Here is a 21116-nt window from a genome sequence, read left to right as displayed (position 1 = left end):
TCCCAACCATTTGTTGATTAATTTGCAGACTAAAATTTGGCTTTTATTTTTTTAGTACCGTAACCACATCTGTATAATTATAAACAAGTCTTTAAAGCAGTTGTGTGCCACACCTACAAGGAATAGGATTTAGTTTAGATGAAAAGTTTTAAAATTGCCCTTGCTCAATTCTCTCCTCGCATTGGCAATATTGAATCAAATGTTCAGAAAATGATTGAATTGGCAAACGAGGCGAAACAACAAAACGCTGACATCATCATTTTCCCTGAACTCTCCAGCATTGGCTATCCTGCTGAAGATTTATTACTACGACCTAGCTTGAGCAAACGCACAGCCCAAGCCTTTGAGCAACTCAATCAAGTACAAGACATCATGCTGGTATTTGGTTTCGTCAATCAAAATGAACAAGGTCAACGTTATAACTCTGCTGCAGTATTAAAAGACGGCCAAGTACTAGGGGTATATAACAAACAAAATCTCCCGAATTATAGCGTTTTCGACGAAAAGCGCTATTTCCAAGAAGGTCATCAACACTTAGTGTTTGAATATCAGGGGCATCGTTTTGCTGTGCTGATTTGTGAAGACTTGTGGTCATTGAATAGCATTCAACAACTCAGTCAGCTACAAGTAGAAACAGTACTCTGCCTCAATGCCTCCCCCTATGAAGTCGGCAAACCACAGCATCGTGTACAAAGTATTCAATCTGTTAGCAAAGAACTTCACCTCAATATCGTCTACTGTAACCAAGTGGGCGGACAAGATGATTTAATCTTTGACGGCAGTAGCTTTATCATGAACCATACTGGTGAATTGGCTTATCTCGCCCCTAGTTTCAAAGAGTATCTCGCAGTAGTCGATTATGATTTAGAAAGCAAATGCTTTCAGTCCAAAGACAGTGCAACTGCTCTAGAAACCATGGCCGAAATTTACCAAAGCTTGGTGATGGCGACACGCGACTATGTGACCCGTTCAGGCTTCCCCGGTGTCATCCTTGGTCTATCGGGTGGAATTGACTCAGCCTTGACCTTAGCCATTGCAGTTGATGCATTAGGTGCAGACAAAGTTCAAGCGGTGATGATGCCTTATACCTATACAGCTGCAATCAGCATTGAGGATGCCAATACACAAGCGCAACGTATGGGCGTTACTTTTGGCGTGGCAGAAATCCACCCCATCGTAAATAGCTATCTACAAACGCTCTATCCATTCTTTGGTAATATTGCCGCCGATTCAACTGAAGAAAACTTACAGGCACGTAGCCGTGGCACCTTGCTGATGGCGCTGTCCAATAAGTTTGGCAACTTAGTTTTATCTACAGGCAATAAGTCAGAATTGGCTGTCGGTTATTGCACCTTATATGGTGATATGGTCGGTGCTTATGCAGTGCTCAAAGATGTCTATAAGTCCATCGTCTTTGAGTTGGCGAAATATCGTAATAGCCTTGAAGAAACACCGGTTATTCCTGAACGCGTTATTACACGTCCACCATCTGCTGAGTTACGTCCAGATCAAAAAGATCAAGATGCATTACCGCCATATGATGTATTGGATGCCATCCTTTATGCCTATATTGAAGAAGATCAAAGCCAAGAAGATATTATTGGCAAAGGCTTTGATGCAGCAACGGTGAAAAAAGTCATTCGTCTAGTCGATATCAACGAATATAAACGCCGCCAAGGCGCTATAGGTCCACGTATTAGCTCACGTGCATTTACACGTGAACGACGCTATCCTATCGTTAACGAATGGCCTGCAGGCTGTTAAGCCTCCCCTCCATACCGTCTTACAATGAATAAACCCAAGCGCAGCTGCTTGGGTTTATTTTTTTAGCGATACTGTTTATCAATCCTGTAGGCCGCATTATGAAGCGTCTACATAAATCATGAATCGCCTAGATAAATCATATAAACAAATCACAGCCCATGTAAAAAAACGACCAACACGCAGATAAAAAAAACACATAAAAAAAGACCACGTTTTGGAACGTGGTCTATAAAAATGGTGGCTATGACGGGACTTGAACCTGTGACCCCAGCATTATGAGTGCTGTGCTCTAACCAACTGAGCTACATAGCCGTAAACTGTGAGGGCATTATCTAGATTTCTATCGCTCAGGTCAAGCACACACAGACATTAATGCTCACGCTTTAAGCAAAGTTTTTATCAAAGATCTAAAATTTATACAACCATCCCATAAAAGCCCAATTTCAAAGAAAAATATATAAAAAAAGACCACGTTTAGGAACGTGGTCTATAAAATGGTGGCTATGACGGGACTTGAACCTGTGACCCCAGCATTATGAGTGCTGTGCTCTAACCAACTGAGCTACATAGCCGTAAACTGTGCGCGCATTATCTAAATTTCTTTCACACGCGTCAAGCATTTTTTTAAATAAATTGAATGAAGTGGGCCGATAAGCCGGGTTCTGTCGTGAACGATCATTCCTCTAGGCGTACAATCACTCGTACGCTCCAGCAACCTACCCGAATCCAGTACGGGCCGTACCTCAGGATTCCTATTTGGTCTTGCTTCAGGTGGGGTTTACCAAGCCATGTACTGTTACCAGCCATGCGGTGCGCTCTTACCGCACCCTTTCACCCTTACCCTGATATGCAAGCATATCAAGGCGGTCTACTCTCTGCTGCACTAGCCGTCGGCTCACGCCGCCCAGACGTTATCTGGCACCTTGCCCTTTGAAGCCCGGACTTTCCTCCCCTGCTTCAGTCACGAAGACCTCCACAGCAGCGATCGTTTAGCCCGCTTCATTCAGGCTGCGATAGTAACAAACTTTGCTAAAGATTGCTGGTATTTTTTTGAGCAGTTAGATGCAAATATTTCTGATGCAACTCTGCTTCTGTTTCTGCATGATTCGGATCTTTGGGAATACAATCGACAGGACAAAATAATTGGCATTGCGGCTTATCATAGTGCCCAACGCATTCTGTACAAAGATCAGGATCAATTTCGTAAATTATTTCGCCCAAATAAATCGCTTCATTTGGGCAGACCGGTTCGCACACATCGCAATTGATGCATTCATCCGTAATATAAAGTGACACTTTACCAACCTTGCTGATGCTTTTGTGCAAATGCCTCAACAACAAATGGCGGAACAAAACGGGTCACATCACCATTTAAACGTGCAATCTCACGTACAAGGGTCGATGATATAAAAGAGTATTGCTCCGATGGTGTTAAGAACACTGCTTCGAAATTGGAATCAAGTTGACGATTCATATTGGCGAGTTGAAACTCATACTCAAAATCTGAAATAGCACGCAAACCTCTGAGTACCGCTGTCGCTCGCTGTTCTTGAAAAAAGTTAACCAGTAAACCATCAAAGCCAATGACTTCAACATTATTTAACTGGCTGAGGGATTGCTGTGCTAGCGCAACACGCTCTTCTAAACTAAATACTGGGTTCTTATGATGTCCAATGGCAATGGCAACCACAACCTCATCAAACATTCTGGCAGCTCGTGTAACTAAGTCAATATGACCATTGGTAATTGGATCAAAAGTTCCTGGGTAGATGACGCGTGTTTTAGACATCTATTGATACTCAACTGAATGCTGTAGCGACCTATTCTAGCAAAAACTTTTTTTAAGGCGAATACTTCGCCTTGGGTGATTGTGGCTTTATCTGGTAAAATTGATGTTTTTATAAGGAATTTTAATAATTTAGCGATATGAACTCCTCGTCACACATCGCTAGCACCAATCAGGTGCAATATGTTATAGATCACGAATAAGCCCATTACAACGCTTCACCTCGCGCATAGTTTCAGGCAAAATAGCGACAAGAGTGGAAATTATATATTATGTCTAAAGTTAAAGTCGTAAAAAAAAGTCAGGGTGGTACTATTGCGCAAAACCGCCGCGCACGCCATGACTATTTTATTGAAGAAAAATTTGAAGCGGGCTTGTCCTTACAAGGCTGGGAAGTTAAATCCCTGCGTGCAGGTCGCATGACCATTGCTGAAAGCTATATTATCTTTAAAAATAATGAAGCTTTTTTGGTCGGTGCACAAATCCAACCTTTATTATCAGCCTCTACGCATGTGGTGCCAGAAGCAACCCGTACACGTAAGCTGCTATTGTCACGTCGTCAGATTGAACATTTAATGGGAGCTGTCAATCAAAAAGGCTACTCCTGCGTGCCATTGAGCTGTTACTGGAAAGCGCATTTGGTCAAACTGGAAATCGCCTTGGTGAAAGGTAAACAGCTACATGACAAACGTGCAACTGAAAAAGATCGAGATTGGCAACGTGATAAAGCACGTATCTTTCATCGTTAAGGCTTTGCAGCTGCACTCTTCTCATCTAATGTCTTTTCATTCGCAGTTGAGTCACAACTTGAATCACATAATGCAGTTAAATCCGCTGCAATTTAATGATCTGATCAAGCCAAGTACCATGATCACCTCTCAACCCAATCAGCCCGATCGAATAATCGGGCTGATTGTCTCTCAGCGCTTTTAAACCAATCTTAATCTCATCCTGCAAATAACTTCTAGCCGCTTAACTAGCCATTTAAATAGCTATTTAAATGGCCGCAATACAGCATTAAATTTATTTTAACGGACAGGTATACAAGATTTTTTGTCATTTTTTTTTATTTTAAACCAGTAAAGTTTAAACCGTGGTGTACTCTAATCTATAGGGCATCTATAAGATCGTGAACAGCAGAATCTTAACCATAATTTCGTCCCTATAAAACTTTTAACCATAAAACTATTCCCCATAAAATAGCGAATGCTATATTAACTCCAGAGGTGAGTCAGATGAGAACAGTTGGCAATGATTTAGTTCGCCACCAATTACACGAAAATCGTAAGTGGTATATTGGCTTCGGTATTTTATTTATTCTTTGCGCCGCTTTGTTATTAATTTCCCTACCCTTTGCGACCTTATCTGCCGTTATCATTTTCGGTGCATTGATGATGTTCAGCGCGTTATTACAACTCTTTGCTGCTTTTAAATTCTTTGATGGTGCACTGCGTTGGGTACTGGTGTTGTTCGCGATTTTATATGCGTTGGCAGGATATTATGCTTGGACATCCCCGATAAAAACAGCCATTGTTTTAACCAATTTAGTCGCTATTTTCCTCATCATTGCTGGTGTGGTTCGTCTGGTCAACGCCATATTATTCCGTAATTTTCAAGGTTGGGGATGGACATTATTGTCTGGTCTACTGACTTTACTCGCCGGGATTATTATTTTTATGTCACCAGATGCACCGGCTTGGGTATTGGGATTATTTTTAGCCATGGATATTTTATTCCAAGGGATTAACTATCTCGGTTTGGCGTCGTATATTCGTCTATATGTACCGAAAAGCTCGGCAGACCGCTAAAATACGATTGTTCGCAACCCAACTTTAAATCTATTTAAGAATCCTAAACAGAATAAAGCAAATGTGACATAGCAATGGCATGATGATGCCATTGCTATGTCTCGCGATGATATACCGTCAAATACACAAAATCAGAAATGCAAAACGCTGCCAAAAACGCACCCGCACTATTGACGAAACACCAATGTTGCCATGCGTCCACTTAGAGGGTTTCGACGATAAGAATAAAATTGCTTCGCTTGGGCATAACTGCATTGTTCCCCACCCGTGATCTGTTGTATCCCCAATTGCTGCAAGATATAACCTGCCATGGCATATAAGTCGGCATAATATTTCCCCGCTTGTGCAGCGGCGATAAATGCCTCACTCAAAGCTGGGTAACGTGAGCAAAACTGCTCACGAACTTCCGCGCCAACCTCAAAATGTGCTTGCGAAATGGCTGCCCCCATCCAAGCCCATGTTGCGGGATACTGCATACTTGCAACGGTGTTTTCAATCATGCCATTGGCAAGCCCACGCCAGCCCGCATGCAATACCGCAACTTCTTGTCCTGCGGCATCTCCCAAAGCAATGGCCAAACAATCTGCCGTCATGATCATCAAGGCATGACCCCGTTGCTGCGTGACCAGCGCATCTCCTGCTAAGGGCAGCATACGCACTTGCTCTTCGACACGATGACACTGGGTACTATGCGTTTGATTCAACCAAGTCAGCTGCTGCACCCCATAAGGTGTAAGCTGCTCAAGCAAAGCCATACGGTGCTGTTGCACACGACTGTTTTCATCATTGACATGTAAAGCTAAATTAAAGCCTTGTAATGCTGTTTGTGCTGTAGCCAACGTTGCAGCATGCACAATCTCTGTTTGTGCAACGAGCACAGAGGGTGCTAAATTTTGAATCAATTGCATAACAATGCCTGCGCTATTGAGAAGTGCTAATCATTTGGGTTTTCACGACGCAAGGTTTCCACCAATTGGTTAAAGTCCTCTGCCCAAGGCACCTCAAATAACATTTGTTCCCCTGTTTTGGGATGCACCAAGCCCAATTTAGATGCATGTAAGGCTTGGCGTTTAAACGCACGTAAACATTCCTGTAAAGCGGGAGATGCGCCAGCAGGCATACGAATCCGTCCAACATAAACAGGATCACCCACCAGAGGAAAACCTAAATACGTAAAATGCACACGTATTTGATGGGTACGCCCTGTCTCAAGCTGCGCTTGGATACGGGTGAAATTTTGGAAGCGCTCTTTGACGTTATAATGCGTTACCGCATCACGACCACCAGGCAATACTGCCATTTTGATTCGATCCACTGGATGGCGCTTGATCGGTTCATCGATGGTTCCCCCTGCAATCACTTGCCCATACACAATCAGATCATATAAACGGTAGACCGATTTATCTGCCAATTGCTGACTTAAAGCAAATTGTGATTCGAGATTTTTAGCAACCACCAATAAACCACTGGTATCTTTGTCAATACGATGCACCAAACCCGCACGGGTTAATTCTGCTGATTTGGGATAGTGATGCAAAATAGCATTGACCAATGTTCCGTTGGGATTTCCTGCGCCAGGATGAACGACCATGCCAACGCTTTTGTTGATGACCAAGATGTCATCATCTTCATAGACGATATCCAATGGGATATCTTCAGCTTGTGCTGTGGTTTGTGTGACCAGCTGGACATTTAAAGTTAATAACTCATCACCTTCGCATTTATACTTCGGCTTAACGATGTTACCATTGACCAGCAGATGACCATCCTTCATCCACTGCTTTAGTTTTTCACGAGAAAATTCGCTCCAAACACTGGCAGCAACTTGATCGATACGTTGACCTAAATAAGATAAATCGAGTTGCTGTTGCAACGATATCTGTGTTGCAGAAGATGAAGAAATATGATTATCTGCGTGCTCAGAATCTTCAAACAGATTAAAATCATGTTCTGAGGAATGAGAATTAGAAGATTGTGCTGAAGTCATTTGCTCATTGGGATAAAAGTGGTTTAATAGTGCAATTGTAGCCTATTGCCCCTATTAACAGAGGTTTTTTTATGTCACGACCACATTACAAAATTACAATGCTTGCTGTTACACTCAGTTTAGCAACGGCAATTGTGGGATGTAGCAGTAATCCGAAAAAGAAAGACGTGGTTGATACTGGTCCAAAATCGAGCGAACAAGTCTATTTTGATAAAGCTCAAACTGCATTGAAACGTGGTCAATATACAGAAGCTGCTAAATCACTTGAAGCAATCGATACCTATTATCCAACAGGTGAGTATGCACAACAGTCACAGCTGGATTTGATTTACACCAAGTTCAAACAAAAAGATTATGAGGGCGTAGTTGCACTGGCAGAACGCTTTATTCGAATCTATCCACAACACCCCAATGCAGACTATGCCTACTATGTGCGTGGTGTGGCCAATATGGAGCAGAACTACGACGGTCTATTACGTTATACCTCGCTGCAACAATCACACCGTGATGTAGGCTATCTCAAAGTTGCTTATCAAAACTTTGTCGAGTTTATTCGTCGTTATCCGAGTAGTAAATATGCCGTCGATGCTGCACAGCGTATGACTTTTATCAGCAATGAATTGGCTGAAAATGAAATGACAGCAGCGCGCTTTAACTTAAAACGTTCTGCTTGGTTGGCAGCTTTAGAGCGTGCACAATGGGTGACTGAATACTATCCACAATCTCCACAAGTACCTGAAGCATTGGCGACTATTGCTTATAGCTATAAAAAACTGGGCGATAATACCACCGCGCAACAGTATGTCGACATTTTAAAGCTTAACTATCCCAAATTGGTCAAAGCCAATGGTGAGGTTAACCTGCGTGCAGCACGTAACGATGGCAGTTGGTGGAATAAAGCAACACTCGGGGTACTGGGTCGTGAGGCTACAACCAATTTACCCGCAGACCAAAGCAGCAGCATCGATCCAGATGACAAACCTAAACGCAGTCTCTTAAACCGCATCAGTTTTGGTACGCTGGGTAAAGCAGAAAATAACGCAGAATAATTTAGCGCTGTGCTTGATTGCCAGCCTTTCTTTACACCTTGCATCAACAAGACGAGTCTTCGGGCTCGTTTTGCTTTAGCACTGCACTGATAGCGGTTTACATTTTATGGCAATTCCACAGCATACCATTGATCAAATTTTAGATCGGACTGACATCGTCGACCTCATTGGGCAACGGGTTAAACTCAAAAAAACTGGGCGAACTTACTCAGGTTGCTGTCCATTTCACCAAGAAAAAACACCATCGTTTCACGTCTATCGAGACAAACAGTACTATCACTGCTTTGGCTGTCAAGCCAATGGTAATGCAATTCGCTTTTTGATGGACATTGACAGTCGAAACTTTGTCGATGTGATGAAAGAATTATCCAGCCAAACTGGCATCGAACTGCCGCAACAACAAGAACAAAAAAAACCATCTTATCAACGTAATGTTGCAGCAAAGCCACAGACACCAAAGCCCAACACGGCAAACTCAAACACGGCAAACTCAAATACGCTCCCCCCCAACGCGTCGCTACCCGACAACACCCCCGCAGCAACTGTCGACTTTGGAGATGATCCCTTTGAACACTATCAGGATCAAGCACATGATTTCCAACTCGACCATGCCGATTATTATGATAGTTTTGCACAAGTTGCTTTGGAAAATAATGCCTTAAATAACAATAATGAAGGTGATTTCTACACCTTACTTGAAGCCGTGGCACAATTTTATCAAGCCCAATTACCACATAGCCAAACAGCACAACAATACTTTAAACAACGTGGTTTAAGTGCGGAAAGCATCGAATTTTGGCGCTTAGGCTATGCCCCCAATGACTGGCAACATTTAGAAAAAGCTTTTCCACAAGATATTGAAGGTCTAAAAAGCTTAGGGCTGATTCGCAGTCATGATCATGGTCGTGACTATGATTTATTACGTGATCGAGTCATCTTCCCCATCCGTGACAGTCGAGGTCGAATCGTCGGTTTTGGTGGTCGTGCTCTCAATGATGAAATTAAGCCGAAATATATTAACTCTCCAGACTCAGAAGTATTCCATAAAAACCAATTACTCTATGGGCTCTACGAAGGGCGTAAACAAAAAGCGGCGCGTTGGCTTTTGGTTGAAGGCTATATGGATGTCATCGCTCTGCAACAATATGGTATTGCCGGTGCGGTCGCCACCCTCGGAACAGCCAGTAATGCCGATCATATACAAACCATTTTTAAGCAAGATCACAACCTGACCATAGCCTTTGATGGCGATGCAGCTGGGCAAAAAGCAGCACGACGCACACTAGAAATTGCTTTACCGCAATTGGTTGATGGACGCCAACTACAATTCTTTGTCCTGCCAGCCCAACACGATCCCGACTCACTGATCCGTAAAGAAGGTGTTGAGGGTTTTCAACGCCTCTGGCAACAAGCACCTTTGCTGTCGGAATTTATTTTTTCTTTATTAAGTCAACAATATGACATCAATAGCCCAGAAGGTAAGAGTCAGGTCATGGCTGAGTTACAAGCCTTGATTGAGTTATTGCCCAAACATGGTTCTTATCGTTATTTGTTGCGGCAATATTTTAGAGAAAAACTGGGCGGTAATAAAAAATGGCAGGCTCAACCTAAATCAGATGCAGCACTGTCTTTTGATATACATACCAAAATCGAAGACTTGGCGACTGCCATTTTAATCTTACATCCTTATTTATATCGTCACTTTGAAATCTTACGCGCCTATATCACCAGTGATACCTTATTGGCACAATTGTTGGCGGTGATTGATGTGGTCGCAGATCATTTACCGGAAGACCCAGAGTTAGCCTGTTATTATATTTTAGGTGCAGCAAGCCCCTATCAAGCACAGCTGGTCGATATTATGCAACGCAGTAATATGACCGCGCTACTGCAATCGCCAGAAAGTATCGATAAACTTGCCTTAGATTATTCACGCGCCTTACAAGAAAAATATATTCGCCTTAAACTCAAAAAACCCAGCTCATTATTGGAGTCACGTAATTTACGTCAGCAGCTCAATGAGATCTCTAAGCAAATTGGACTAAAACTATTGCACCTCGATCCTTGAGGCAATCCCAGCGAGCTAGTCTCAGACCGTGCTTGCTCATTTACGCATCTGTTGAAAAATGTCCTGAATGTTTTCTTCTAACCATTCAAAATAAGAAGGATCTTGTTCTTGTGCAGCGCGGCGTAACAGCAATGAATTGGAATGTAATAATTTCTGTGTTAGACGATGGGCAAAATCATTTAAAACCTGTTCGCTGTCTTCACCTTTTGCCAAACGTTGCTTGGCCAGTGCCAGCTCATCTTGCTGCTGTTGTTGTTCGTGTTGACGATAATGCGCAATGGTTGCACCCGCAGCATCTACTTTTTGCTGGGTCACCAACTGGGTCACCAATTGATTCACCATCACCTCGGCTTCAACCGCCGCCTGGCGACGTTGTGCAAGGTTTTCATCAATCACCGTTTGCAGGTCATCGACCCCATACAAATACACACCATCGAGTTGTTCGACTTTGGCGTCAATATCGCGCGGTACAGCCAAATCAACCAAGAGCATTTGTTGATAACGTCGCTGTTTGATTGCTGTTTTGATATCGGTAAAAGAAATGACTTGATGCAAACTCCCCGTACAACTCGAAATCACATCAGCACGATGTAAATTTTGACTCAATGCTTCAAAGGGAATAATTTCCACATCAACCCGATGTGCTAGATCTTGTGCCAACTGTTCAGCCCGTTCTCGGCTACGGTTACAAATCAAAATTTTTGCCACCCCCATTTCTGCCAGATGCTTCGCCACAAGACTGTTCATCTCTCCGGCAGCAACCACCATCACCTGTAGTTTTTCTGGCTGACTAAAGACTTGTAATGCCAATTGTGCAACAGCATAACCCATTGAAACTGCATGACTTCCTACAGCAGTTTCCGAACGCACCCGTTTGGCCGCATAGAAAGCATATTCAAAAATACGATTGAGTTGTGCCGAGACCACTGCGGCATCTTTTGCCAATGCCAAAGCGGTTTTCACTTGTCCCAAGATTTGTGGTTCACCCAACATGAGAGAATCCAAACCACTGGAAACCCGCATCAGATGGGCCACTGCTTCAATATTTTCGTAACGATAAACGTGATTAGACAATTGATTTACATCAATCTGGTTTATTTCAGCGAGCCAATCTAATACGATGTCGGCAGACTCAGCCATCGCATAGACTTCGGTACGGTTACAGGTAGACACCACCACGATATCGTTTAAAGTATGGCTATAGCATTGCTGTTCTAGCAAGACTTTGAGTCGCTCTGGATTAAACGCGATACGCTCACGTAGTTCGACTGAGGCTGTATGATGATTAACACCTAATGCAAAGAAAGACATATCAGATCATCATTTCGCTAAAATTGTGCTATTGTGCAACATCAGTGTCATAAAAAAACTTACTTGGGTCAAAAAAAATTGGGTCAATTTATCAGTCCTAGACAGAACATGATGTTGAGGCAATATACTACCATAATCTTAGTTTTAGGTAGCATAACAGCCGCTGCTCATCTTAGAGCATCAGAACAAAATTATCATGTGAATTCTCATCAAGACGCAATTTTACAAAGTATGATTGCTGAGTTTTCTTTAGCCAATCATGACACTGCGACAGCTTTACACAATTATACCGTACTGGCGATTCGCAGTAACTCTACCACAGTTAAACAGCATGCGCTTAATATTGCCATTGAACAAAATGATCTACAAGCTGCTTTAGACATTGCGCATCATTGGGTGGTACAAGAGCCCAAAGACGTTCCAGCCAAGTTTTATCTGGCACATATTGCACTGAAAGCGCACGAATACGAACTGGCAGCCAATACCCTAGACAGTATCTTAGCCATCGATAGCAATGCTGACTTAGAACAAATCTTGGCAGGAATCTCTCCAGATAGCGAACAGGATCGTCAGGATTTATTGCAAACACTCGCCGCCAGTAAACAAAAAAATAATCCCTCAATTTTAATCTTATTGGCCAGTTTAGAAGCGCAAAATCAACAGTTTGAACAAGCACTGGTCAAAGTCAATCAAGCCTTGCGCAAACGCCCCAAAGTAACGGGATATATTATTTTAAAAGCCAATCTATTAATGGCGCTCAATGACGAAGCCGCAACGTTAGCTTGGTTTGAAAAAAGTACCCGTAAAAATAAAAATAATCTCGACCTCGCTTTGGCAGAATTGAAATATCTCATCAAGATGAATCAATCAGAACAAGCACTAGAGAAAATAGCGCACATTCTGAAAAAATGGCCACAAGCTGAAGAAGCACTATTTATTGGTGGCTTAACCGCTATCGACTTAAAACGTTATCAATTGGCTGAGCAATATTTGGTCGAGTTACGGGATTCAGAGCAATATCAAAATGAAGCCTATTTTTATTTAGCCATTAATGCCGAACGCAAGGGGCAAGATGAAACAGCCAAGGCTTATTATCGGTTGGTCGATGGCAGTCTATATATGGTGTCACGTCGTAACTTAATTAATATCTACCAACGCCAAAACAAACTTGCCGATGCGCTACGCTTTTTAACCCAAGAACGCGTGAACTATCCACAGCATGCCAGTTTTTTATATCAAGCACAGGCTGAAATTTTAAGAAAAATGGACAATAAAGCTGCCGCATTGGCTTTATTACAAGAGGCCGCACAAAATTTACCAGATGACCCCGAGATTATTTATTCTCAAGTGCTCTTGCTTGACCCTTATCAGAATCGCGAGCAACTCGATAAAGCACTCAAACAGTTATTGGAGATTGAACCCAATAATCCAACCTATTTAAACGCTTATGCCTATACACTGGCACTACAAAACCGACGTTTAAATGAAGCACGTCGTTATGCCGAACGGGCTTTAGAAAATGCGCCTGAGCAAGCCTCTATTTTGGATACCTTAGGTTATATCACCTTCTTGCAAAACGATTTTGAAACCGCAGCCAAAGTTTTGGGTAAAGCCTATGCGCTGAGTCATAGTCTGAATATTGGTATACGCTATGCCAAGTCGCTCTATATGATTGGCGACCTAGAGACCTTTGCTGCGGTGTTACAACAATTCAAAGAAAATCACCCTAACGATCCGCAATTAGAACAGCTGGATAGTTTAATCTTACCCAAAAGTTCGAAATAAGAGATAAATCCGTATGTTGCACCATAAAATTACTGTTGTTTTGAGTAGTTTAATGCTGAGTAGTTTTATACTGAGTGGTTGTCAGCTGATTCGCCAACAGCCGAAACTCCCTACACAAAATGCCATCAGCAACAATAATCAATTTAATTTACAAGGTAAAATAGGCGTGCGTACCCCACAACAAAGTGGCAGTGCATTCTATACTTGGCAGCAAGATCAAGATCATTTTGTCATTCAACTCAACGGTGCCTTGGGCATTGGCAAAACCATTATTGAAGGTAAACCCGGTGAAGTTGTGCTCAATAGCAGCAAAACTGGTGAATTACGCGCCACTAGCCCAGAAGAATTATTAGCACAAGCAACTGGTTGGATCGCGCCCATTACCCATATGATTGATTGGGTGCAAGCCCGTCCAGCCACAGCAGCAGCACAAAGCACCCGTGATCAACAAAATCGCTTAATACAAGTCACCGAAGACGGCTGGCAAGTTGAATTATTCTATGCTGAATCTGCCATATTGCCCAATAAACTCATTCTCACTGAACAGCTGGCTGAACAAAATTTAAATAAAATTACCTTAATCATTGAGAATCGCTAAGCAGTGAAAATCGCTACAAGCATTGAGAATAGCTATAAGCATTGAGCAGCATTACGAAAAGCACTGCGCATCATGAATAGCGAAAAAATGCTGTTTGCGCTACGCAAACAGCGCTAGGCTCAGGTGAATAAGCTTTGCTTTAGCGCAGCACATCTGCTTTGATATAACCCTCTTGTTTCCATTTCATTTGAAGTGCCTATTGCTATGCTTCGCGTTCCTGCACCCGCCAAATTAAATTTATTTTTACATATCACAGCACGACGTGCCGATGGTTATCATGAACTGCAAACGCTGTTTCAACTGATCGATTTATGTGATTACTTAACTTTTCAACCCCATTCTGATGCCAATATGACCATTGACATCGTGGGACTCGACACAGTGACCCTGCAAGATAATTTAATTTATCGTGCAGCGCAGTTGCTTCGTCCATACGCACAGCAACCCTGTCGCATAGAAATTAAGCTAGAAAAAAATATTCCCATGGGTGCAGGACTCGGTGGTGGGTCTTCAGACGCGGCCACCACACTATTGACCCTCAATCAACTCTGGCATTGCGGTCTAAATATTGAGCAATTAGCAGCATTAGGATTGCAATTGGGTGCCGATGTTCCAGTGTTTGTACAAGGGCGTAATGCTTGGGCTGAAGGGGTTGGCGAGCAACTGCAATTCGTCAACTTAGACCAAAAACAATACATTATCTTGAAACCTGATTGTTTTATCAGCACTCAATTGCTTTTTTCACAAAAAACGTTGACAAGAAACTCGAAGCCTACTACATTTTGCGCCTATCAGATGAAGCCATCTAAATTTGGCAATAACTTCGAAGCAATTGCGCGAAGCTTATATCCAGAAGTCGATGCTGCCATGCAATACTTAAATCAGTTTTCGGTTGCACGGTTGACAGGCACAGGTGCTTGTGTATTCTCTGAAGTAAGCAACAACATGAATGTTGATGAGATTTTAAAAAATGCACCTTGTACTGCGTACACGGTTCAGAGTTTAGCATCTTCTCCTGTTCACGCGCTGCTTACATCGGTCTAAAGGGGCGTCGCCAAGTGGTAAGGCACCGGGTTTTGATCTCGGCATCCGTTGGTTCGAATCCAGCCGCCCCTGCCATTTAGACCAAATGATGTTGATTATATTAGGGGCGTCGCCAAGTGGTAAGGCACCGGGTTTTGATCTCGGCATCCGTTGGTTCGAATCCAGCCGCCCCTGCCATCATCACATCAAGCAATATTTTAGGGGCGTCGCCAAGTGGTAAGGCACCGGGTTTTGATCTCGGCATCCGTTGGTTCGAATCCAGCCGCCCCTGCCATTTTAAAAGTACAGAACACCGCTTTACAGTCCAAGGCAAAAACCTTGACAAAGTCATGTAAAACCGATAAAGTTCTGCCGCATTAGGGGCGTCGCCAAGTGGTAAGGCACCGGGTTTTGATCTCGGCATCCGTTGGTTCGAATCCAGCCGCCCCTGCCATTTCTCTCTATTAGACCAACCGCCAAGGGTGCTTCATGCCCAATCTTGTCGTTTTTAGTGGAAACGCTCATCCACACTTCGCTCAGAAAGTTGTTAGCCATCTACACATTCCTCTTGGTGCCGCCTCTGTAGGCCAGTTCTCTGACGGTGAAATTGCTGTCGAGATTACCGAGAACGTACGTGGTAAAGACGTCTTTATCGTTCAACCGACTTGTGCCCCAACCAATGACAACCTGATGGAAATCTTGGTCATGGCTGATGCTTTGCGTCGTGCCAGTGCCGGTCGTATTACCGCTGTCATTCCTTACTTTGGTTATGCACGTCAAGACCGTCGCCCACGTTCATCCCGTGTGCCGATTACCGCGAAAGTGGTTGCGGATATGCTCACCACTGTAGGCATCGACCGTGTGGTCATGATTGATCTGCACGCCGACCAAATTCAAGGTTTCTTCGACATTCCAGTCGATAACATCTATGGTACCCCTGCATTGCTTGCTGACTTACGTCAACAATCACACGACAACCTCATGGTGGTTTCACCTGACGTCGGTGGTGTGGTTCGGGCCCGTGCCGTAGCCAAACAAATGGGTGATATTGATTTAGCGATTATTGACAAACGTCGTCAAAAAGCCAATGAATCTCAAGTCATGCATTTGATTGGTGATGTAAAAGGTCGTGATTGTGTCATCGTTGATGACATGGTTGATACTGCTGGTACCTTATGCAAAGCGGCTGATGCGCTCAAACAATTTGGTGCGCGTCGTGTGGTTGCCTATGCCACTCACCCAGTTTTATCGGGTAAAGCACTAGAAAATTTAAGCAATTCTGTGATTGATGAATTGGTGGTTACCGACACCATTCCCCTATCAGCAGAAGCACAACAACTGGCTAAGATTCGTCAAGTTTCTGTTGCCAGTATGGTTGCCGAAACAATTCGTCGTATTAATAACGAAGAATCTATTAGCGCAATGTTTGATAGTTATCTATAATAGCGCAGCTTTTTCTAAGCCCTGTCACTTTGATGGGGCTTAATCACACTAAACTGGTCGCAAGTTTAGTTTTTTTAACTTTAATGAGGATTTCTCATGTCAAATATCGTATTAAACGCGCAAGCGCGTGCTGAAGACAAACAAGGGAAAGGTGCGAGCCGCCGCCTACGTCGTGAAGCACTTGTTCCTGCAATCATTTATGGTGCAGATCAAGAACCTGTTACTGTTACGCTTGAACTTCGTGAGCTTGTAAAAGCACTTGAAAATGATGCGTTCTTCACTGAAGCAAGCATCATCAACGTTGCGGGTAAAGAAGAAAAAGTAATCATCAAAGCATTACAACGTCACCCAGCTAAAAACACACCAATGCACGCTGACTTTTTACGCGTAGCAGGCTAAGTGTCGTTATGAGTCATCGAGATACATCGATTCAACTCATTGTTGGTTTGGGCAATCCTGGACAGGAATATGCCCAAACTCGACATAATGCTGGATTTTGGTATGTGGAGCGCCTCGCCGAACAACACGGTATTTCTCTTAAAAATGACCCAAAATTCAATGGCATCAGTGGTCGTGGTCAAATACAAGGACACGATGTCCGTTTGCTCTTGCCTAGCACTTTTATGAACCGTTCTGGTCAAAGTGTTGTCCCCTTCGCAAAATTCTATCAAATTGCTCCTGAAAATATGCTCATCGCTCATGATGAACTCGATATGAACCCCGGAATTATTCGCCTCAAAACCGCTGGCGGACATGGTGGTCATAATGGTCTACGTGATATCGTGCCGCATATAGGACCTAACTTTCATCGCCTACGCATTGGTATTGGTCATCCAGGTGCCAAAGAACGCGTAACAGGTCATGTCTTAGGTAAAGCACCCAACAGTGAACAGCAGTTGATGGATGATGCCATTCATCACGCCTTAATGCGCACCGATTTACTCTTGGATGGCGAAATCCAACACGCCATGAATCAAATCAACGCATATAAGCCGTAGTCTTGTACAAGAGCGGCATTTCAACGCCATAGACTTCTTTTCAACTTGCACCAACAGTCATTTCAGCGCAAAATGCGTTTTTTATGTTTTTAATCAACTATTTTGTAATTAAAAACTAAAGGCTTTGATCAATGCAGGAGACGTAAGCCATGCTTTCTCGTTTATTAAAATGTAAAATCCATCGCGCAATCGTAACCCATGCCGAATTACATTATGAAGGCTCATGTGCGATAGATGGTACGTTAATGGATCTCGCGGGTATTCGTGAATACGAAGAAATCCACGTATGGAATGTAAGCAACGGCAAACGTTTTACCACTTATGCAATTCGGGGTGAAAATGATTCGGGGATGATTTCTGTGAATGGTGGCGCAGCGCATCAAGCAGATGTCGGTGATATTGTGATTATTGCCACTTTCGGTGATTTTACTGAAGCCGAAGCAGATGCACATCAACCCCGCTTGGTTTATGCCAACCCAGATAATACCGTCAATCACACCGCCAACTGTATTCCGGTACAAGTACTCTAAATTCCTATAAGTACTCCAGCCCTCTACTATTTCTAAAAGCACTCTAAATACAGCACAGTCAGGCGATGTGCTCTATCGCCTGACATATAAATAAATACTCCAATATTGAACTAACAACAGCGCGCAAAAAACTGCTCAACATGTACCGCAATGCACTTGTGACACCCTCACATCACAGCGTAATGCATCGGCTCTGGCAAAGATTTTAAACATGAAATATTCATGTCATCCCCGCAGTTTCAATTTGTACTTCACAGCAAAGTTGATCGACAAGCCATGCTTGGTAAGCACTGAAATTTCTAGTAATTTTTACAGTTTGACGCAATGCATTACAACGTATCTGCTGCAATCTCAGCTATAATGAAGCTAGTTTTTTTTGGGCTAATGGAATGAACGGAAAGAGTTTAGTGAAACGCGAATCGGCACCAATTCGCCAACAAGTCACAGCATTATTAAAAAATGACATCTTAGAAGGTTTCTTCTTGCCGGGCGATCGTTTGGTCGAAAGCAATTTATGTGAACGTTACGGCGTATCTCGCACTGTAGTACGTGAAGTACTACGTTTATTGGAAAGCGAACATTTGGTCACGGTCATTCCCAGTCAGGGACCAATCGTCACCAAACTCAGTGAAGAAGATATTATCAACTTATATTTGGTACGCGCCAAAGTTGAAAGTTTGATGATTGAATTATTTATTCAAAATGCCAGTGCAGCAGACAAAGCCAGTTTACGTACCCTCTATCAGGCTTTGGAACAAGACTTCCTACAGGGTACAGTGGCACAGCGTTGGGAATATAAAGAAAATTTCTATAGCATCTTATTGAAAGGTTCTAAAAACAGTGTCTTAGAAGAACTTATCTTAAAAATCCAAGCACGTGTCGGTTTATTTAAACACTTTGCTTTTATTTATGAAGACCGCGTCAAACAAGGTTATTTAGATCTGCAATTAATTTTTGATGCCACTTTAGCAGAAGATACCGCACTGGCTTGTGCCCACAATGATCAACACTTACTCGATGCTGGACAAGCAGCTGTTTATAACTATAAACGTCGTTTGAGTGCCTTACCGGCACAAAATACTGAAGCTGAATAGTTAAAGCCAGCACACCACGCTCTTGTGCATGTATCACAAGAGCGTCAACGACCCTTCTGATCGATCTCATCAAAATACTGGGATTGTATGACAACAACCGTGTCAATCTCGCCTTTAGCCCAGACAGATTGTCACGGTTTTTTATGTGCGCGTGATAGCAATTGCCAATGCCTAACTGGCAATATACAGCCCACCATTGACATGTAAGGTTTCACCGGTAATAAAGCTGGCAAAATCAGATGCTAAATACAAGATGGCATCGGCAACCTCATCGGCACGTCCCAAGCGATGTAGCGGTGTTTGCGCCAGCAGTTGCTCGCCTTTTTCCTGCATTAAAGCCTGAATCATTGGAGTATCGATCAAGCCGGGCGAAACGTTATTGACACGAATATGTGGTGCCAATTCCATTGCCAAGGTTCGGGTTAAATTGAGCACTGCACCTTTAGATGCAGCATAATGACCATGATGATAGCTGCCCTTATGCCCCGCCATAGACGTCACATTGACAATCGCACCCCCTTGATGCAAATATGGAATTGCCGCACGAATGCTATAAAACACACCATCTAAGTTTACAGCCGTAACTTTAGACCACTCTTGATCAGACATTTCTTTCAGTGCACAAGCCCGATACAACCCTGCACATGGAATCAAAATATCAATTCCACCAAAACGCTCAGCTGCGACCTGCATGACTGCATCTGCTTGTGCCGAATCGGCAACGTCTTGTGCTAAGGTTAAAATACGCTGTGCACTGGGGTCCAAACGTGCTGCCAATTGTTGTAAGGCGGGCAACTGAATATCCGTCAGTAGCAACTGTGCGCCTGCTTGATAGAGTTTCTCAATGCAGCTCACCGCGATCCCACCTGACGCACCGGTAATAACTACTGTTTTTCCTTGAAAATTAAACATCTCAGTTCATCCTAAAACGCGAGCTGTGCCAGTTCTGGCGCATCTAAAATAAAAGCAGCCAATTGACCAACTTGTGCCATGAGCATGGCTTGCCCAGAAACAGTCTTCATGGCTCTGGCAGAAGCTTGTTGTAATAACAAGGTTTGGCTGGGTTTCATCACCACTTCAGCCACACAACACTGTTGATCTAATCGGTCTAACTGAAAAGGCAGCACCTGTTCCAGTGCTCCTAACATGCCCGCCGAACTGGCATTGATGCAGAGATCAACCTGATATGGTGTTGCATCTGCCAATACAATCTCGGCATCTGGTGCAAAAGCTTTCAGTTCTGCGATCAATTGGATCGCTTTATCTGTGCTACGGTTATACAGCTGTAAATATTTGACGCCATTTGCCAACAGTGCAAATGCAATTCCGCGCGCCACACCACCTGCACCTGCCATATAGACTCGTCGTGTTGCATCAACACGAACATCCGCCTGAATAAGCCCTTGTACAAAGCCTTTGCCGTCAAACATTTCACCATGTACTTGACGATTTTCATCAAAACGAATCGCATTGACCGCACCAATGATCTGGGCTTGTGCACCTTGTATATCACTCAATGCACACATGGCCATTTTATGCGGTACGGTAATGACGGCACCGGCAATACTGGGAATCAAGCGTAGACTGGCTAAGCATTGACTTAAGTTTGCAGCTGCCACATGAAAAGGCACACAAATAGCATCATAATTGGCTTTACGCAGCAAGCTATTCATAATGCGCGGTGTTTGTACATGCGCAATGGGATCTGCCAAAATCGGGATAATCTTGGTGTTGCCGCTAATCGGCATTTCTGCTATCGCTTGCATAAGTACTTACTCCATGAAGATAGATAAAAGCAACAAAGCATGAGGGCATAGATCATGGTCAAACAAATGAATGGGCATTTATTTACAATGCGCTACACGCTCAAGA

Annotated in this window: 20 protein-coding genes, 6 tRNA genes and 1 other RNA gene; 17 read left to right on the top strand and 10 right to left on the bottom strand. The window is 43.3% G+C overall.

Annotation, left to right across the window (positions count from 1 at the left end; all coding sequences use genetic code 11):
* The first annotated feature begins 138 nt into the window (after positions 1-138).
* Entirely contained in the window at positions 139-1764 is a 1626-nt protein-coding gene (locus tag BFG52_RS05090) for an NAD+ synthase (protein WP_067553287.1), read from the top strand.
* Positions 1765-1999: 235 nt separating this feature from the next.
* Here the strand turns inward: BFG52_RS05090 and BFG52_RS05085 are convergent.
* From BFG52_RS05085 to coaD, 5 genes are all read right to left on the bottom strand, one after another.
* Positions 2000-2076: transfer RNA gene (locus tag BFG52_RS05085), tRNA-Met, on the bottom strand.
* Positions 2077-2259: 183 nt separating this feature from the next.
* Positions 2260-2336: transfer RNA gene (locus BFG52_RS05080), tRNA-Met, on the bottom strand.
* 63 nt (positions 2337-2399) lie between these two features.
* An RNA gene (rnpB, locus tag BFG52_RS05075) (RNase P RNA component class A) lies at positions 2400-2765 on the bottom strand.
* Positions 2766-2793: 28 nt separating this feature from the next.
* Positions 2794-3060 carry a YfhL family 4Fe-4S dicluster ferredoxin gene (locus BFG52_RS05070; protein WP_067553285.1) on the bottom strand — a complete coding sequence of 89 codons (267 nt, stop codon included), beginning with the start codon at positions 3058-3060 and terminating at the stop codon, positions 2794-2796.
* Between the two features lies 1 nt (position 3061).
* Positions 3062-3553, bottom strand: coding sequence for a pantetheine-phosphate adenylyltransferase (gene coaD / locus BFG52_RS05065; RefSeq protein WP_067553283.1), 492 nt, complete (start codon positions 3551-3553; stop codon positions 3062-3064).
* A 269-nt stretch (positions 3554-3822) separates the two neighbouring features.
* Between coaD and smpB the strand changes: the two genes are divergently transcribed.
* Positions 3823-4299, top strand: coding sequence for an SsrA-binding protein SmpB (smpB, locus tag BFG52_RS05060; protein WP_067553281.1), 477 nt, complete (start codon positions 3823-3825; stop codon positions 4297-4299).
* Between the two features lie 486 nt (positions 4300-4785).
* On the top strand, positions 4786-5358 hold the full coding sequence (locus BFG52_RS05055) for an HdeD family acid-resistance protein (protein WP_067553279.1): 573 nt from the start codon (positions 4786-4788) through the stop codon (positions 5356-5358).
* Positions 5359-5525: 167 nt separating this feature from the next.
* Here BFG52_RS05055 and pgeF read toward each other — a convergent pair whose 3' ends face one another.
* Positions 5526-6266 carry a peptidoglycan editing factor PgeF gene (gene pgeF, locus BFG52_RS05050; RefSeq protein ID WP_067553277.1) on the bottom strand — a complete coding sequence of 247 codons (741 nt, stop codon included), beginning with the start codon at positions 6264-6266 and terminating at the stop codon, positions 5526-5528.
* A gap of 26 nt (positions 6267-6292) precedes the next feature.
* Entirely contained in the window at positions 6293-7345 is a 1053-nt protein-coding gene (gene rluD, locus BFG52_RS05045) for a 23S rRNA pseudouridine(1911/1915/1917) synthase RluD (protein ID WP_067553275.1), read from the bottom strand.
* A 71-nt stretch (positions 7346-7416) separates the two neighbouring features.
* On the opposite strand from rluD, the gene BFG52_RS05040 reads away from it, so the two are divergent.
* Complete coding sequence (locus tag BFG52_RS05040; RefSeq protein WP_067553273.1) at positions 7417-8394, top strand: outer membrane protein assembly factor BamD; 978 nt, start codon at positions 7417-7419, stop codon at positions 8392-8394.
* 106 nt (positions 8395-8500) lie between these two features.
* The gene (locus BFG52_RS05035; RefSeq protein WP_067553270.1) at positions 8501-10462 is read left to right on the top strand and encodes a DNA primase; all 1962 of its coding nucleotides are present in this window, start codon (positions 8501-8503) and stop codon (positions 10460-10462) included.
* A gap of 36 nt (positions 10463-10498) precedes the next feature.
* Here the strand turns inward: BFG52_RS05035 and hemA are convergent, their stop codons facing one another.
* Positions 10499-11773, bottom strand: coding sequence for a glutamyl-tRNA reductase (hemA, locus tag BFG52_RS05030; protein WP_067553268.1), 1275 nt, complete (start codon positions 11771-11773; stop codon positions 10499-10501).
* 108 nt (positions 11774-11881) lie between these two features.
* Here hemA and BFG52_RS05025 point away from each other — a divergent pair, with 108 nt between their 5' ends.
* From BFG52_RS05025 to BFG52_RS04970, 12 genes are all read left to right on the top strand, one after another.
* Positions 11882-13558 (top strand): tetratricopeptide repeat protein, encoded by a 1677-nt coding sequence (locus tag BFG52_RS05025; protein WP_067559150.1) that lies wholly within the window; start codon positions 11882-11884, stop codon positions 13556-13558.
* Between the two features lie 7 nt (positions 13559-13565).
* Positions 13566-14156 (top strand): lipoprotein insertase outer membrane protein LolB, encoded by a 591-nt coding sequence (gene lolB / locus BFG52_RS05020; RefSeq protein ID WP_407639242.1) that lies wholly within the window; start codon positions 13566-13568, stop codon positions 14154-14156.
* 204 nt (positions 14157-14360) lie between these two features.
* Entirely contained in the window at positions 14361-15200 is an 840-nt protein-coding gene (gene ispE / locus BFG52_RS05015; RefSeq protein ID WP_067553265.1) for a 4-(cytidine 5'-diphospho)-2-C-methyl-D-erythritol kinase, read from the top strand.
* Positions 15201-15275, top strand: a tRNA-Gln gene (locus tag BFG52_RS05010). It abuts the gene before it with no gap.
* Positions 15276-15302: 27 nt separating this feature from the next.
* Positions 15303-15377: transfer RNA gene (locus tag BFG52_RS05005), tRNA-Gln, on the top strand.
* A gap of 22 nt (positions 15378-15399) precedes the next feature.
* A tRNA-Gln gene (locus BFG52_RS05000) sits at positions 15400-15474 on the top strand.
* 84 nt (positions 15475-15558) lie between these two features.
* A tRNA-Gln gene (locus BFG52_RS04995) sits at positions 15559-15633 on the top strand.
* A gap of 35 nt (positions 15634-15668) precedes the next feature.
* On the top strand, positions 15669-16622 hold the full coding sequence (locus BFG52_RS04990; RefSeq protein ID WP_067553263.1) for a ribose-phosphate pyrophosphokinase: 954 nt from the start codon (positions 15669-15671) through the stop codon (positions 16620-16622).
* Between the two features lie 96 nt (positions 16623-16718).
* Positions 16719-17021, top strand: a complete 303-nt coding sequence (gene rplY, locus BFG52_RS04985) for a 50S ribosomal protein L25 (RefSeq protein WP_067553261.1) — start codon at positions 16719-16721, stop codon at positions 17019-17021.
* An 8-nt stretch (positions 17022-17029) separates the two neighbouring features.
* Positions 17030-17620, top strand: coding sequence for an aminoacyl-tRNA hydrolase (gene pth / locus BFG52_RS04980; RefSeq protein WP_067553259.1), 591 nt, complete (start codon positions 17030-17032; stop codon positions 17618-17620).
* A gap of 149 nt (positions 17621-17769) precedes the next feature.
* Positions 17770-18150 (top strand): aspartate 1-decarboxylase, encoded by a 381-nt coding sequence (panD, locus tag BFG52_RS04975; RefSeq protein WP_067553257.1) that lies wholly within the window; start codon positions 17770-17772, stop codon positions 18148-18150.
* Between the two features lie 389 nt (positions 18151-18539).
* A complete protein-coding gene (locus BFG52_RS04970; protein WP_067553255.1) occupies positions 18540-19244 on the top strand; it encodes a GntR family transcriptional regulator in 705 nt (234 codons plus the stop codon).
* Between the two features lie 171 nt (positions 19245-19415).
* Here BFG52_RS04970 and BFG52_RS04965 read toward each other — a convergent pair whose 3' ends face one another.
* Together BFG52_RS04965 and BFG52_RS04960 are read right to left on the bottom strand one after the other, a co-directional pair.
* Complete coding sequence (locus BFG52_RS04965; protein ID WP_067553253.1) at positions 19416-20156, bottom strand: SDR family NAD(P)-dependent oxidoreductase; 741 nt, start codon at positions 20154-20156, stop codon at positions 19416-19418.
* Between the two features lie 11 nt (positions 20157-20167).
* Complete coding sequence (locus BFG52_RS04960; RefSeq protein WP_081408623.1) at positions 20168-21010, bottom strand: shikimate dehydrogenase family protein; 843 nt, start codon at positions 21008-21010, stop codon at positions 20168-20170.
* Positions 21011-21116 lie beyond the last annotated feature (106 nt).

It is taken from the genome of Acinetobacter larvae (assembly GCF_001704115.1).
GTDB lineage: Bacteria > Pseudomonadota > Gammaproteobacteria > Pseudomonadales > Moraxellaceae > Acinetobacter > Acinetobacter larvae.
This window is presented reverse-complemented; position numbering and strand designations above follow the sequence as displayed.

Coding starts and splice junctions, on each gene's coding strand:
- BFG52_RS05090 (WP_067553287.1), top strand. CDS start 139: ATGAAAAGTTTTAAAATTGCCCTTGCTCAATTCTCTCCTCGCATTGGC.
- coaD (WP_067553283.1), bottom strand. CDS start 3,553: ATGTCTAAAACACGCGTCATCTACCCAGGAACTTTTGATCCAATTACC.
- smpB (WP_067553281.1), top strand. CDS start 3,823: ATGTCTAAAGTTAAAGTCGTAAAAAAAAGTCAGGGTGGTACTATTGCG.
- BFG52_RS05055 (WP_067553279.1), top strand. CDS start 4,786: ATGAGAACAGTTGGCAATGATTTAGTTCGCCACCAATTACACGAAAAT.
- pgeF (WP_067553277.1), bottom strand. CDS start 6,266: ATGCAATTGATTCAAAATTTAGCACCCTCTGTGCTCGTTGCACAAACA.
- rluD (WP_067553275.1), bottom strand. CDS start 7,345: ATGACTTCAGCACAATCTTCTAATTCTCATTCCTCAGAACATGATTTT.
- BFG52_RS05040 (WP_067553273.1), top strand. CDS start 7,417: ATGTCACGACCACATTACAAAATTACAATGCTTGCTGTTACACTCAGT.
- BFG52_RS05035 (WP_067553270.1), top strand. CDS start 8,501: ATGGCAATTCCACAGCATACCATTGATCAAATTTTAGATCGGACTGAC.
- hemA (WP_067553268.1), bottom strand. CDS start 11,773: ATGTCTTTCTTTGCATTAGGTGTTAATCATCATACAGCCTCAGTCGAA.
- BFG52_RS05025 (WP_067559150.1), top strand. CDS start 11,882: ATGATGTTGAGGCAATATACTACCATAATCTTAGTTTTAGGTAGCATA.
- ispE (WP_067553265.1), top strand. CDS start 14,361: ATGCTTCGCGTTCCTGCACCCGCCAAATTAAATTTATTTTTACATATC.
- BFG52_RS04990 (WP_067553263.1), top strand. CDS start 15,669: ATGCCCAATCTTGTCGTTTTTAGTGGAAACGCTCATCCACACTTCGCT.
- rplY (WP_067553261.1), top strand. CDS start 16,719: ATGTCAAATATCGTATTAAACGCGCAAGCGCGTGCTGAAGACAAACAA.
- pth (WP_067553259.1), top strand. CDS start 17,030: ATGAGTCATCGAGATACATCGATTCAACTCATTGTTGGTTTGGGCAAT.
- panD (WP_067553257.1), top strand. CDS start 17,770: ATGCTTTCTCGTTTATTAAAATGTAAAATCCATCGCGCAATCGTAACC.
- BFG52_RS04970 (WP_067553255.1), top strand. CDS start 18,540: ATGAACGGAAAGAGTTTAGTGAAACGCGAATCGGCACCAATTCGCCAA.
- BFG52_RS04965 (WP_067553253.1), bottom strand. CDS start 20,156: ATGTTTAATTTTCAAGGAAAAACAGTAGTTATTACCGGTGCGTCAGGT.
- BFG52_RS04960 (WP_081408623.1), bottom strand. CDS start 21,010: ATGCAAGCGATAGCAGAAATGCCGATTAGCGGCAACACCAAGATTATC.